This window comes from Comamonas testosteroni (assembly GCF_030505195.1).
GTDB lineage: Bacteria > Pseudomonadota > Gammaproteobacteria > Burkholderiales > Burkholderiaceae_C > Comamonas > Comamonas testosteroni_G.
The window spans coordinates 4123826-4138139 of record NZ_CP129672.1 but is presented as its reverse complement, the minus strand read 5'-3'; the positions used below and the strand labels follow the sequence as shown (position 1 = coordinate 4138139).

Annotated in this window: 11 protein-coding genes and 1 pseudogene; 7 read left to right on the top strand and 5 right to left on the bottom strand. The window is 58.9% G+C overall.

The window, feature by feature from the left end:
• Positions 1–125 precede the first annotated feature (125 nt).
• The 5 genes and pseudogenes from QYQ99_RS19205 to QYQ99_RS19185 form a co-directional block, all read right to left on the bottom strand.
• Positions 126–1139 carry a fimbrial protein gene (locus tag QYQ99_RS19205; RefSeq protein ID WP_302089561.1) on the bottom strand — a complete coding sequence of 338 codons (1014 nt, stop codon included), beginning with the start codon at positions 1137–1139 and terminating at the stop codon, positions 126–128.
• 21 nt (positions 1140–1160) lie between these two features.
• The gene (locus QYQ99_RS19200) at positions 1161–3566 is read right to left on the bottom strand and encodes a fimbria/pilus outer membrane usher protein (RefSeq protein WP_302089560.1); all 2406 of its coding nucleotides are present in this window, start codon (positions 3564–3566) and stop codon (positions 1161–1163) included.
• 208 nt (positions 3567–3774) lie between these two features.
• Positions 3775–4512, bottom strand: coding sequence for a fimbrial biogenesis chaperone (locus QYQ99_RS19195; protein ID WP_302089559.1), 738 nt, complete (start codon positions 4510–4512; stop codon positions 3775–3777).
• Positions 4513–4560: 48 nt separating this feature from the next.
• Positions 4561–5109 carry a fimbrial protein gene (locus tag QYQ99_RS19190; RefSeq protein ID WP_302089558.1) on the bottom strand — a complete coding sequence of 183 codons (549 nt, stop codon included), beginning with the start codon at positions 5107–5109 and terminating at the stop codon, positions 4561–4563.
• 564 nt (positions 5110–5673) lie between these two features.
• Positions 5674–6353, bottom strand: a pseudogene (locus QYQ99_RS19185) (IS5 family transposase); the annotation flags it as partial.
• Between the two features lie 650 nt (positions 6354–7003).
• Between QYQ99_RS19185 and QYQ99_RS19180 the strand changes: the two are divergent.
• The 7 genes from QYQ99_RS19180 (at position 7004) to QYQ99_RS19150 (ending at position 13283) form a co-directional block, all read left to right on the top strand.
• A complete protein-coding gene (locus tag QYQ99_RS19180) occupies positions 7004–7459 on the top strand; it encodes a lipocalin family protein (RefSeq protein WP_367882859.1) in 456 nt (151 codons plus the stop codon).
• 73 nt (positions 7460–7532) lie between these two features.
• Positions 7533–8597 carry an NAD(P)/FAD-dependent oxidoreductase gene (locus QYQ99_RS19175; RefSeq protein ID WP_302089556.1) on the top strand — a complete coding sequence of 355 codons (1065 nt, stop codon included), beginning with the start codon at positions 7533–7535 and terminating at the stop codon, positions 8595–8597.
• Positions 8598–8615: 18 nt separating this feature from the next.
• The gene (locus QYQ99_RS19170; RefSeq protein ID WP_080692921.1) at positions 8616–8777 is read left to right on the top strand and encodes a DUF2256 domain-containing protein; all 162 of its coding nucleotides are present in this window, start codon (positions 8616–8618) and stop codon (positions 8775–8777) included.
• Positions 8774–10069 (top strand): DASH family cryptochrome, encoded by a 1296-nt coding sequence (locus QYQ99_RS19165; RefSeq protein WP_302089555.1) that lies wholly within the window; start codon positions 8774–8776, stop codon positions 10067–10069. Before QYQ99_RS19170 ends, QYQ99_RS19165 begins: the two co-directional genes overlap by 4 nt.
• On the top strand, positions 10066–11625 hold the full coding sequence (locus tag QYQ99_RS19160; protein WP_302089554.1) for a cryptochrome/photolyase family protein: 1560 nt from the start codon (positions 10066–10068) through the stop codon (positions 11623–11625). Before QYQ99_RS19165 ends, QYQ99_RS19160 begins: the two co-directional genes overlap by 4 nt.
• Positions 11626–11648: 23 nt before the next feature.
• On the top strand, positions 11649–12347 hold the full coding sequence (locus tag QYQ99_RS19155; protein WP_302089553.1) for an SDR family NAD(P)-dependent oxidoreductase: 699 nt from the start codon (positions 11649–11651) through the stop codon (positions 12345–12347).
• Between the two features lie 33 nt (positions 12348–12380).
• Entirely contained in the window at positions 12381–13283 is a 903-nt protein-coding gene (locus QYQ99_RS19150; protein ID WP_302089552.1) for a TIGR01777 family oxidoreductase, read from the top strand.
• The last annotated feature ends 1031 nt before the right edge of the window (positions 13284–14314 follow it).

Sequence of the window (14314 nt, the reverse complement as noted above, 5' to 3'; positions counted from 1 at the left end):
AAGTGGCGGTATGGAATGCAAATCGCTGGTGGGTTGGGTTTAGCAGCGAATCGGTGATGGTTTTGCCGTGCGAGCGCTTGGCGGACTTGAGGCAAATACTCACCGCACGACCCCTACAGAAAAATTCACTCGTAGAACAGGGTGAAGAATGCTGTGGTCGACACGAGGCCCGAGCCCATCGCCGAAGGGCTTGCAGCCGTACGAACATAACGTGCCGTCAACGGAATCTTGACCCGTGTGGAGCTGAGAGATGCTGTGCCATGGACCAATTTCGAGCCCAGTTGCAGTTGGGTGGTGCTGCTCAGATCGCCCTCGAAAAGCATGACACCTACCCCGCTTGCCATGCCCTCGTCACTGCTATTGGCGAGAATGCTACTGCCAGCAGAGGTCTGCGTGCCGTCAACCTGGTAGCTGACCTTCACACCACTGTCGCAGAGCAGGTTGATATTGAAGGTTTTCGCCTTGTCGTTGGACCGTGGGATTGGGGCATCAAAATCAGTCTTGGCAATCGTCGGCAGGCGCACATCGATAGAGCGACTGTCAGCATTCATCTCACAACCGAGGCCGGTGATTTGCGAGCTACTGGTGATGGAGAGCTTCGTTACAGCCAAATTGTTGTAGCGCACTTCGGAAGACCCTCCAATAGTGACCACTCCCGCAGAAACATCGATGTCATCGGTCTTGATCAGGAGCACTCGCCAGTTGGTACTCAACGGGTATCTCGTTGGCGCGTCCACCGGCCAGTTCAGACTAGGCAGCGGGGTAATTTGGGTTGGGTTGGGGTTGCAAAGCATCTGATTGCACCAGAACACCGAAACACCGATACCCGGCACATTGGTGGCGAATACATAGGGCAAGCCGTTGTGGTTTGCAAGCCCAGGAACTTCCGCACCGATAGCGCCCGCATGGATGCCTGTCACCATACCCCGAACGTCACACTCGATGGTGGCGTCAGAAAATCTCTTCCAGCCACTGTCCCACAGCGGGGTGCCGTTGGAGGCGTTACGCGGGATGCTCAAGGATGACGGCAGGGCCACCGTTGCCTGCGCGATTTGACTGCCCGGTCGGAAAGTACACCCCTCAGCCGCCAGCGCTGAAGGCCCCCACAATAGGGCAATGAGTAGAAGAAAAATTCTCATGATGACACCTCGTGGACTTAGTTAGCGCGGCTTGGGCGCACCGGATGGTTTGCTGCACAGCGCCTGCGCCTTGATGAAGGGAGACTCGCGCTTGTGCTCCAGCGATGGCAAGCTGTAATGCACCAGGCACTGGCGATCACTGCTTTGCCCCCAACGCACGGTCAGTTGGCCCTGTTGCTCGGTGGCGCGGAAGAACACTCGACTGCCTTGCCCCACTAGCGTCAAGCTGTTGCCCTGTGCATCGAGCACCTCAGCGCCCATCGGCAGCGCTTGGCGCTGCTCGTTGTGCAGAGTCAGCAGCACGGGCTCGCCCGTCACGGTGGGGTAGTTCAGCATCACCACCGCGCCATAACGCGGGGCGATGCTCTGCGAAGTAAGTTGCAGCTCGACGTCGTCGGCGATGCCCTTGGGGTCGAGCGCCACTTCGTTTTGCCGGTACGGCATCAGGCTGGCCACTACGCCGTAGCCACTACCGCTCAATTGGTCTCCGTTGTTGTTGAGCATCCGCGCGCCCTTGGCGTCTTTTGCTTGGACGATGGCACGCGTTTCGCCCTGGCTCTGACTGAAGGTGATGCCCTCAGGATGCGCCACCACACTTCCCGACAGCCCCAGGCCAACCTGGCGATAGCCGTCGCCCTGGCTGTAGCTGCCCGACAGATTGGTGCTGGCCGCGCGGTATTGCACATTAACGCCGCCCGAGTTGCTGGCATCGCCTTCTGCGCGTGAGCGCGAACCATAGACGCCGTAGTTGAACTGGTTGAATTCGCCGAGCACGCCGGAAACGTTCAGTTGGTTATTCAAGTCGCCCTTGTCCGAATAGGTGCTCGAGCTGCTCAGGTAAGGTGCGCGGCTGGATCGGCCCAGCGGAAATGACAGCATGAGCATGTACTGCGTGATTTTTCGGCCGCGATTGGACTCAACGCGACTGGCTGACAAGCTCATGCTGCCCCAGCGATAACTGTTGGAGTAGCCAGCCTGGTAATTCGTGTCTCTGGACTGGCCAGCCTGCCAGTAGCTTTGCGAGGAACCGCTTAGAAAGAGGCTCCCGTAGCCTTTGGCCAAGGGCTGATTGATGTTCATCTGGAAGCGGTTACGCTGACGACGTGCAGGCGCAGCGCTGGGATCGCGGGCTCGGGCAAAGTCGCCAAAACTCAGGTAGCCCTCGCTGGAGAACCGATACGCCGACACCACAAAGTTAGTGCGCGTGCTCTCCAGCAACTTGCTGTAACTGAGGCGAGAACTCTGGCCTCTTGCCGAACTGTTCAAGCCACCACGCTCTTGCAACCCCGAGGCACGGGAATGGGTGGTATCAAAGGCGAACGCTCCCAGCGATGTACTCAGCGCAATGCCGCCCTGCACAGCCAAGTATTGGTCTGCAATGATGCTGCCGATGTAGCCGGTCCACCTGTTGGAGATGCCGCGTTGGTAAGTGCCCTGGGCGAAGCGTGGCTTGCTCTTGAGCCAGTCATCGCGGTACTTGCCTGCGGTGAGGCTGTAGCGTGAAGTGCCCGGTCGCAGCAACTGGGCCACCGAAGCGAAAGGCACAGTGAAGCTGCGTACGCGGCCATCGGCCTCGGTCACTGTCACTTTCAGGTCGCCTGAGTAGCCGGTGTTGTACAAATCGTTGATGACAAAGGGGCCGGGCGCCACGCTGGTTTCGTAGAGCACAGTGCCGCCCTGGCGTACAGTCACCCGCGCGTTACTCTCGGCGGTTCCGTGAATGGTTGGAGCGAAGCCGCGCTGCGAATCGGGCAGCATGCGATCATCCGAGGACAGTTGTACGCCGGTGTACGGCACACTGTCGAAGAGGCCCGATGGCGTGTAGTACTCACCCAGCGTCAGCTGCGACTTAAGGCCGGTCAGGTCCCGCTGCGCATAGCTGCTTACCGCGTCATAGTGGCTGGTCGTTGGGCCGCTGCCACTGCTTTGGCTGTAACTGCCGTTGTGGCGCAGTCGCCAGTTGCCGATGTTCAGTCCGACATTGAGGCCGGTGTAGAGCTGGGTACTTTCCTGGCCGCGCCCATCGTTGCGATAGGCGTTGGCGTTGTAGTCGATGAACCCGGCTGTGACACCACGATCCCACTCACGCGGATCGACATAACCGCGGCTGGGGAGCTTGAGGAACGCCTGCGGAATGGTCAGATCCAGACGCAGGGTGGCCAGGTCCAGCTCGGCTTGGGCACCCGGCAGTTGCTGGGTGATATCTACACAGTCTGTATCCAGCGCCGCAGCATCCGACACCCGCGCCGCATCCAGCCCCAGGCTTGCCAGCTGATTGCGCTTGAAGCAGTAGCGTGATGCCCGACCATCCTGCGCATCCTGCACGAGCACGTCCTGCTGCCCGATCCCGTTCTGATTCACGTAAACATCCAGCTGATAGCTACCTGGCGCCACCGGGTTGCCGCGTTCGAAACGCGAGATATCCACCCTGTGGCTCGCTGGCCCCTGGAGAAAAGCTGGATTGAAGGACGCCTGCTGGGCTCCCGTTTTCGCGAGCACCTGACTGATACCTCCAGTCAAGGCAGCGCTAACGATAGCGGCCCGCAATGCGTCACGAAGCGACAAGCGAGCATCGACGAACATGCACCAACGGGGAAATATACAAATGAGCAGACGCACCCCAGCTCCTTGAGGCTCAGTGCAGACTGGCGGACTGCTCGGGGGCAGCACCGAAGTCGCTCATCCAGCGGAAACGCACCTTTCCCCCATTGCTCTCACCGCTGTAACCCGGCAGCGGGAAATCATGGCTGCTGAACGGCACGATCATGCCGCCGCCGGTATCCGTGGTACTGCCACCCTGATCCAGTGACAACGCACTGAACGACAGGTGATACGGGCTGGAGTTTTCGCCACGCAGTACATAGCCATCGCCATCGCCTTGATGCTCTACCCGCCAGACCACCTGCTCGATAGCCTTGTGCAGATCACCCGACAGGCCACTGGGGCGATAGAACAGTTTCAGGCGTGACCGCACAGCGATCTGCATCATGTTTCCACTGGAGTCCTGCGGCAGCGGCGGGATCTCCAGCGCATTGAACCAGAACAGGCTCTCGCGATCCTGCGGCAGTGTTTCGCCGGTAAATGCCAGGCGCACGCTCTGACCTTTCAGCGGGTCGAGCCTGAAGATGGGTGGCGTTGCCAGGAAGGGCGCGTCTGCATCCTGCGGTTTGCTTTGGGTATCACCACGATCAACCCAAATCTGCATCAAAGCGGGGTCTGATCCCTGGTTGGTGAGTTTGACGGTGACTTCGCGTTCCTTGGCGGGGTAGACAATTCGCGTTCCATCGATCGATACGCCGGCGTGGGCGACGGATAGGGTGGACAGGCAAAGCAGTACGCTGCTGAACACGTCCCGTAACCAATAAGCGGACATTGCTGGTTTCTCTTGACTACCCGGGACTTGCGCCCCGGGCTATGCGGATTACTCGTAGGTCAGTTGGAAGTTCGCCGTGGCTGCGACAGCACCGGCGCCAGCGCCACCCGCTTGCGAGTAATACTGCACGTAGTACTGCAGATTGGCCGGCGTCGTGCCGCTCACAGTTTCCGCACGAGCCAACTGCGTGGTGGCGTCGTCGGTATTGATGTTGATCACCCTGTGGTTTTTATCGAGCACTTGCACCTGTACGCTGCTAGCCGGATCGGTAGCAGCGTTGTTTTTGAGGTTGCCATGGGGATCGACGTTGGTGCCTGGAACGAAACCAGCAGAGACTTTCACCCCATCGCCGCAGCCGGTCACCTTCAAGGAAAAGCCACCACGACCGGCACTGCTCTGCGCGGCAGAGAGCAAATCCTTGTTGACGGGAGGCAGATTCACACTGACAGTTGTGGCAGTGGAATCGAGTACACAACTTTTCTCAGTGACCTTGCCAGTAATGTTGACTACACCGTTCTGAGGGGTGGCCGCATAAGCTTGGGCACCAAGACCGACGCCCGCTATACAGATCAATATAGTGCGCAGTTTAGATTGCATATCGCTCTTTCGATTAATTGAAAACACCAACGATTAATCTGCCGATCAGAAACATTCTTGGCGCCTAGCCCGCAAAACTATTTTTCTTACGGAATAAGCAACTTTGACAGAGAAAGTTATGATCAACAGGAGGTTGATATGATTAAATCCACCCGTATAAAACTCAATAAGAATAGTCTTAAAAATTAAAAACAATTGAAGTCAGTCACATGATTGGCACAGCCTTGGAGATGAAGGACAAGGGGATTGCAGGCGGCTTTTTTGACGCCGCAAATATGGCATTCACCTTGGGTGGCAGGGGGCACTGAGCAGTCATCGAGCCGACGCGCACAGGCCCACACCACGCTGGGGGCGCTTTACGATTGGGTCAGTTTGAGCCTGAGGCGCGCCATGGCGGTTGAAGGCTCCAGCAGCTGCAAGGTGGCTGTAGCACCTTTGGCGGTGCCTGCAGGCTCAGGCTGAGATGGTGCCGAACCATTAGTCGGCCTTGGTGGTGGACTACAACGGCGAGTCTGGCAGTGGCAGCCGTGATCACTACGCCAGCGTGAAGGTGCGCTGGGCTTCTCAGAGCGGCAAACACCACCGACCCACGAAGCGTGCACAGATGATCGCAGCGGCCAGTTTCAGCAATGCCCCGTGGATATCCAGCCGCCTTGCAAAGCGGATGCGCAGCTTGCCAAAGCCTGCAAACCAGCCATGTAATCAGCCGTGTGTGCGCTCTACAACCCAGCGATGCTTGCCTGGCTTTTCGCTGCTCTCGACACCTCGCCTGGCAACCCGGCTGGCAATGCCTCGCCGCCTGAGATAGGCACGGCAGCGCTTGTAGTCGTAGCCTTTGTTCGCATGCAGCTTCGCCGCCCGCTTGCGTGCCCGCCCCGGCAAGCCCGCAATGGCTGGAATCGCATCCATGCACTTCTCGAACATCATGGAGTCGTGCCTGTTGGCACCACTGACGAGGATCACCAGCGGTGATGCCTCTGGCATCTACAACGAGGTGGTGCTTGCTGCCAAGCTTGCCTCTGTCCGTGGGGTTGGAGCCCGTTTCCTGGCCCCCGGGGCTTAGCACCGAGGAGCCATCTATGCTGGCGCGGCTCCCATCAATCTGGTCATGCTCGCGCAGACGCACCAGCATGGCTTGGTGCAAACGCTGCCAGACGCTGCCAGACGCTGCCAGACGCTGCCAGACGCTGCCAGACGCCATCAGCATTCCAGTCACGCAAGCGCCGCCAGCAGGTCATATATGAATTTTTAATACCAAATAGTGCAAATCTGCCACGTTCAGTTTATAGTTTGAACTGATGAGTTCAAGTTTTGTACTTTTTGGTTTTCATCGATACGTAGCCAACGCACCAGGGAGCGTCCATGTCTCGTTTTATTTTCTGAGGCGGTGTGCCCCTGCTTCCAAGCACACAGAACTAGACACCGAACGCCGAATGCAAATCGCTTTCTCACCGGGACCGCCTATGAGTGGTGAGCAGGCCGCGATCTCAATCGGCAACAGGTCTTCAGGAGGTAAGTGCGCAGCGGGGCATTCGTCCAGTGTTCCGTCGCGTGTCACACGCAGGGGTGTTTCAAGGCTTGCTTGAGCGCTAGTCAGGCAGCTAGGTTGCAAGTCGTTTGACGAGTAAGACTACAGACGGATTGGCTTGCTTTTAGGCTTGCTTTTAGGCTCGCATGACGGAGCATTTTTGCAACTTGGCCTCAATCAAAAACGATCCGCCATGCCTGCTTGAGCACCGCAATTGGGCACAACGTTGGCCTGGTATTACGCACAAGCAAAAGGACCTATATGCATATTTCAAGAAGCTCATTCATGCGCACGACAGCGCTTGCGGTGATCCTTGTGGGGGCCAATGTTGTCCTATCGGGTTGTGCCGTTGATGTACCCAATGGGGTGAAGCCGGTCACCGGTTTTGATGCCAAGCGCTACATGGGGACGTGGTACGAGTTGGCACGAATCGATCACAGCTTCGAGAAAGACCTGAGCCAGGTCTCAGCTAGCTACAGCCTCAGAAACGACGGAAGCGTTACGGTGCTGAACCGTGGATTTGACTCAGTCAAGCAGCAATGGCGCGAAGCCGAGGGCAAGGCCCGGTTCCTGGGGTTGGCAGATGTGGCGGCTCTGAAGGTATCTTTCTTCGGCCCTTTCTATGGCGGCTACAACGTGGTGAGCCTTGATGAGGACTATCAAACCTCTTTGGTGATTGGCAGCAGCTTGGATTACTTCTGGCTTCTGTCACGCAATAAGACCATTCCCGAGCAACAGTTCAATCTGTTGCTACAGAAGGCCAAAGCCCTGGGCGTAGACCTGAGTCGTGTCACGAAGGTCCCTCAATCGAACCAGCCTTGAGTTCAGAGAAGTCATTTCCCCGCGACTTTGCATTCGCGCGGATGGATCTTGTACTTACAGACTTTTAATTCCCATGAGCACCCACAACCCTGCACAGAGCAGCAGAAAAAAAACCATCGCAATCATTGGCGCAGGCATATCTGGGCTGGCCTGCGCCCAGGCATTGGTCGAAGTAGGCCACTGCGTCCATGTATTCGACAAGAGTCGGGGCGCCTCTGGCCGCATGAGCACGCGCCGCAGCAGCGATGGGAACATTGATTGGCAGTGTGACCACGGTGCCCAGTATTTCACGGCACATCATGCCGAGTTTCGACAACAGGTCTCCGATTGGCAGCAGGCAGGCGCTGCGCAGGTTTGGCAGGGCCGTATCGGCAAACACGATGGTCATGACTTCGCCTTGCAAGACAGCTTTTTGGAGCGCTTTGTCGGCACCCCACGCATGACCTCTCCGGCTGCACATATGGTGCGCGGCATGCATGCCATATCGCAATCTGTGCGTTTTCAGTGGCAAGCCACCGTCCAGCCTTTGCAACCGCGTTCGGCGTTTGGCTGGATTCTGCAAAGCCAGGAGCATGGCACCGAGCCACACCGCTACGAAGCGGTTGTGCTTGCCGTTCCGGCACCGCAGGCCGAGGCGCTGCTGGCAGGTGTTGCACCGCAAGCGTCTGCCCTTGCACGCAATGCCAGGATGCTGCCCTGCTGGGCACTCATGGTGCGCTGCCATCAACCGTTGTCATTGCCGGTAGACGGCTGCTTTGTCGAGCACAGCCCATTGCGTTGGATCGCACGCGACAGCAGCAAACCTAGCCGAGGCGGCACCGAAACCTGGCTGCTACATGCCGCACACAGTTGGAGCGAGGCACATTTGGAAGACGATGCCGCAACTGTCACGGCCGCACTGCTGCATGCATTTGCGCAACTGGGAGGCCCCGATCCCGCCAGTGTTCAGGCTACCGCTCATCGCTGGCGCTATGCCGACACCGCCAACCCATTGAACGCGGGCGCATGGTGGGACGCTGCAGCAGGTTTGGGAATGTGCGGAGACTGGATGCACAGCGGCAGCGTGGAAGGTGCCTGGCTGAGCGGACGGAGCCTGGCCCGGCATGTCCACACCGCGCTGCACGTACACGCGGGCTGAGACCGAAGGAGGCATGCCGTGCACCGCAAACCGCATCTGCCTGAAAAGTCATGCCTTTGCTGCGGGCGCCCATTTGCCTGGCGCAAAAAGTGGGCTCAGGTATGGGACGAGGTCAAATACTGCTCCGAACGCTGCCGACGGCAGCGCAAGCAGTTACCTCCATCTGGGGAGCAGACATGAGCACGGTGCTGCTCTGGTTACGCAACGACCTGCGCCTGCACGACCAACCCGTCCTTCACGCCGCGTGCAGGATGGGGGCGCAGTACCTGCTGCCGGTGCTGTGCCTGCCGGACATTCAGGCTAGAACCCGTTGGGGCTTTGCCCGCATCGGCCAGCACCGTCGCACCTGGCTAGCCAAGACGATACAGAACCTGGCCGAGAATTTTCATGAACTGCGCTCTCAACTATTGATTTTGAATGCGCCAGCCGCCATGGCCCTGCCTGCGCTGGCACAGGCCTTAGGGGCCTGCACCATTGTCTGTGAAGACGTCGCAGCGCCCGAGGAGCAAGCCGAGGTCGACGCTCTGCGAGCCGCAGGCCTGCAGGTGCACACCGTGTGGCACAGCAGCCTGCTGCACCCGGACCAATTGCCTTGGCCGGTGGGGCAGTTGCCCGCAGTGTTCACCCCGTTTCGTCAGGCTGTTGAGCACGCCAAGCTACAACCTTACCCGCCTCTGCCAGTGCCGGAGGCTCTGCCCAGAGTTCCGCCGAATATACCCAGCAAGTACCTTCAAGAGCAGGCACTTGCTCTGGATGCATTGACCGATGCCTCTAATTCGCTTGATGCCCGAAGCGCCATCGCCTTCCTGCAAGGCGGCGAGTCTGCGGCCCTTGCCCACCTCCGTCAGTACCTCGCACGCGGGCTTCCCCACCGCTACAAGCGTACGCGTAACGGTCTTGTGGGATTGGACTACTCAAGCAAATGGTCGCCCTGGCTTGCCACGGGGGCATTGTCGCCCCGGCAAGCCCACGCTCAACTTCGACAATTCGAAGCCATGTACGGCGCGACCGAAAGCAGCTACTGGCTCTGGTTCGAGCTGCTATGGCGCGACTATTTTCGTTTTCTGCACCTGCAGCAGGGTCGCACGCTCTACCGTGCACGAGGTCTGGGCCCGGTGCTTGCCACGCCGCATGATGATCAGAGCTTTGCAGCCTGGTGCGCCGGGCAGACCGGCCAGCCTCTGGTGGATGCAGCCATGCGCGAGTTGGCTGCAACGGGCTACCTCGGCAACCGTGTGCGCCAGGTGGCGGCCAGCTTTCTGATCCATGATCTTGGCTGTGACTGGCGCGCCGGCGCTGCCTGGTTTGAGTCACAGTTGCTTGACTACGACGTCTACAGCAACCAGGGCAACTGGCTGTACATTGCCGGTCGGGGTACGGATCCACGCGGGGGGCGCCGCTTTGATCCTGTCAAACAAGCTGCGACCTACGACGCTGATGGCGCCTACCAGCGCCTGTGGGGTAAAGCATGAGCGATAGTACGACCGCCACCCACAGCGCACATACACTGCGTCTGGTACTGGGAGATCAGCTCAACCCGGAACACAGTTGGTTTCGGCAGGTGGATCTGCAGGTGGTCTATGTGCTGATGGAGGTGCGTCAGGAAACCGACTACGTGCTGCACCATGCACAGAAAATTCTGGCCATTTTTGCTGCCATGCGCGACTTTGCGCGCCAACTGCGCGCTGACGGTCACCGGGTTCGTTATGTGTCGATCGACGATGCCAGTAACCGCCAGTCCATACCCGAAAACCTGGCGGCGCTTGCTGTGCACTACGGTGCCCGCACGGTGCAATGGCAGCAGCCCGATGAGTGGCGGCTGGACGCCCAACTACAGGCCTGGGCGAGCGGCCAGCAGCTGAGCTGCACTGCCGTAGACAGCGAACACTTCCTGACGGCACGCGATGACCTGGCGACCCAGATGCGTGGGCGCCGCCAGTGGTTGATGGAGCATTTCTACCGTAGCATGCGCCGCCGTTACGGACTGCTGCTGGACGAGCATGAACAGCCCGTTGGCGGACAGTGGAACTTTGACCACGACAACCGCAAACCCTGGCCAGGAACCCCTGTCGAGCCTGAGGACTGGCGCCCCCTCCACGACCACAGCGCGCTCTGGGGGATCGTGCAGCGCAGCGATGTGCAAAGCTTTGGTGACGCGCAGGCGGACGCCCTGCGTTGGCCGTTGAACCGGCAAGAGGCAATGCGCTGCCTGGAGGCATTTGTCACCCATGCACTGCCGCACTTTGGCGACTATGAAGACGCCATGTCCAGCCAAGCGCCGCGCTTATTCCACTCTTTGCTTTCGTTCGCGTTGAACGTGAAGATGCTGCGACCTATGGAGGTGCTGCAGTCTGCCGAAGCCGCATGGCGCTCCGGCCGCGCGCCGCTCGCTGCTGTGGAGGGCTTTGTGCGCCAGATCCTCGGCTGGCGTGAGTACATACGCGGCATCTATTGGGCACATATGCCGGGCTACGAAAGTCGCAATGCGCTGGACCACCACTTGCCGCTTCCGCACTGGTTCTGGACCGGGGACACGCATATGCGCTGTTTGCAGCAGTCCATCAAGCAGTCGCTGCAAACCGCCCATGCCCACCATATCCAGCGGCTGATGGTGATCGGCAACTTTGCCTTGCTGGCGGGGCTGGATCCGGTGGAGCTGCACCGCTGGTACCTGGGCATCTACATCGACGCTTTTGAGTGGGTAGAGCTGCCCAACACCCTGGGGATGAGCCAGCGCGCCGATGGCGGCCTGATTGCCACCAAACCCTATGTCAGTAGCGCGGCATACCTGCAGCGCATGGGCGACTACTGTCAGGGCTGTACGTACAACCCCAAGCAGAAGACTGGCCCGAGCGCCTGCCCTTTCAACGCTCTCTACTGGGACTTTTTTGCGCGTCATGTCGAAGAACTTGGCAGCAACCACCGGTTGGCGTTGGTCTATCGACAATGGCAGAAATTCCCGCCTGAGCAGCAATCAGCGTTGCGCGCACATGCTCAGCAACTGCGCGAGCAGCTCGGCAACCTGTAGCAACGACATCACCGAGGCCCACCATGCAATCCCTGCCCAGTGGTTACCGTGCTCTCATTCTTGGGGCCTCCGGCGCTATAGGCGCAGCCATTGCATCGCAGCTCGAGGCAGATCCGCGCTGTGCTGCGGTCGCTGCCCTGAGCCGTAGCAGCAGTCCCGCCGTCGACTTTGGAGCCCTGGACTCCATCGCAGTTGCCGCCGACTCGATGCGTCAGCAAGGTCCCTGGCACCTGATTGTGGTTGCCACGGGAATGCTCAGCGGCCCAACCGGCGCTCCCGAAAAGCGACTGGCTGACCTGAACGCCGCACACATGACAGCCAGTTTTACCATCAACACCATCGGCCCGGCCTTGGCCTTGGCACACTTCTCACAGTTGCTTCCAAAGAACGAGCCCGGCGTGCTTGCGGTTCTGTCGGCCAAGGTTGGCAGTATCGGCGACAACCGTCTTGGTGGCTGGTATAGCTACCGAGCCTCGAAGGCTGCACTGAACATGCTGCTCAAGACCGCCTCTATTGAAATGGCTCGCACCCATCCCAAAGCTGTCCTGGCAGCCCTGCATCCCGGCACCGTTGACTCGGCTTTGTCGGCTCCGTTTCGCGGTGCTCAGATCGGCCGCCGCCCCACCGATGCTGCGCGGGATTTGTTGGCGGTATTAGACGGCCTGCAGCCAAAGGACAGCGGCGGCTTCTGGGCATACGATGGACAACGCCTGCCCTGGTGAGTCTTTTGTTCACTTCCCCAAAAGGAAAACCCCATGCGCATCCTGTTAACCGGAGGCACCGGACTCATCGGACAGGCCCTCTGTCGGCTCTGGCGGCGCCAAGGTCATGACCTTTGGGTGTGGAGCCGAACTCCTCAGCAGGTAGAGAAATTGTGCCCGGGCTCCAAGGGTATAGCGCAACTTGAATCACTCGATGGTAGTGCTCCATTCGATGCTGTCGTCAACTTAGCAGGAGCACCCATCGCAACTCACCGATGGACCGCAAAGCGCTGCGGGCTTTTGTGGAACAGTCGAATTGACCTCACGCGAACCTTGGTGGATTGGATGGGAAGGCAGGTTTCGATACCACCAGTGTTGATCTCGGGATCTGCTGTCGGCTGGTACGGTGACGGCGAAGAACAGCGGTTATCAGAGGACGCTTCACCAGGCAACATTGATTTCGGAAGCCGCCTTTGTGTGGCCTGGGAGCAGGAGGCTATGCGCGCGCGCCAAATGGGAGTGCGGGTTGTACTACTACGCACTGCCCCCGTGTTAGCGTCAACTGGTGGAATGCTGGCACGGCTGCTGCCAACATTCCAACGAGGGCTTGGAGGCAAGCTGGGCAGCGGCCAACAGTGGATGCCATGGATACACATTGATGACCAAGTCGCTCTCATCGACTACCTTTTGAATAATGAGAGCTGTAGCGGGCCCTACAACACTTGTTCACCTGAGGTGGTGCGCAACACTGACTTCACGCAATTCCTCGCACAAGAGTTGGGCAAACCGGCCATATTTCACATTCCGGCCTGGGCGTTGCGACTGGCACTTGGGGAGATGTCCGTTCTGTTGCTGGGAGGCCAACGCTTGGTTCCGCAGCGCGCACAGGAAGCAGGGTTTTCTTGGCGATACCCTGAGCTTTCCGGAGCCTTGAGGCAACTGCTTCGCGAGCACTGAACTGGCTGCCCCTTGATTTCTCATCAGATGCTCTCCATTCGAGGATGAGCTACCCCATATAGCCCAAAGCTGAGCCTGGAAAATCTAGGGGGTCGTCGTGATACACAAGTCTTGGCTCTCGGGCAGCGCCAATTTAGTTGGTACATGCCTTTAAACGAGCCGTTGAATGCAGCCTGTCCTGAACGGCCGCTTCACCCTCAGGACTGGCTGCTCGATTGCGAGGTTTGCCACGCACTGTCTCCAAGGACCGCTTCTGCATGCCCGATGGGCTCGGGGCGATCCAGTCTGTCAACGACGCCGCCGGAATCCTACCCTTGCGGTTAGCGAGGAGCAGGTTTCTTGCTATAGGGAAGCAACAACGCAACCAATATCATTGTTAAACCAATGGCTACAGCGACGTATCGACCTCCCCATCCCTCAAACTGAATCACAAACCAGTATGCGAAGTAAGCCAGTGCTGATTTGGCGCTACCACTATGAGCGGCTAGTCCCTCTGGCGCACCAAATGTGATGGCAATCAAGGACGCGCCAATAGTAAATAGGATGCCTCTCATTTTTGATCGCATAGCGTCACGATGATTTAGCTGGGCAGATGCTCTTTGCACCTAGGTATTCGGCACCTCTGGTGCTCGGACTGTCTAGCAACGACTAATAGGATCGTAGTCATTTAGGCAGCGACAAACCAGATGCGGTTTCGGCGACGCTCAGCTCGATGACCGCCTATGGCCGTTAGTGTGAGTCCACGGATGCGCCAATATGCGGTCACTCAGATACACGAGTCAGACCCGAGAAGTCAGCTGTCAGCGAGGTGGTGCTATCGGCCAGAAGCAGTCGTCCACCGTTCTCCTGCCTGTGACGGCTTCAGGCTGCCTGCCGTACTCGATCTTGCGCCGGATGACAGCTTCTGGCCGGTAGTGTGAGTGCACGGATAAGCGTCGAACACCTCTTCGCATCCGCTGGGCAGCCCATCTAATTCCGAAGGACCGCCGTGTGTTGATTTCCACGCAGACCGACCTGTGGGGGCGGTCTGC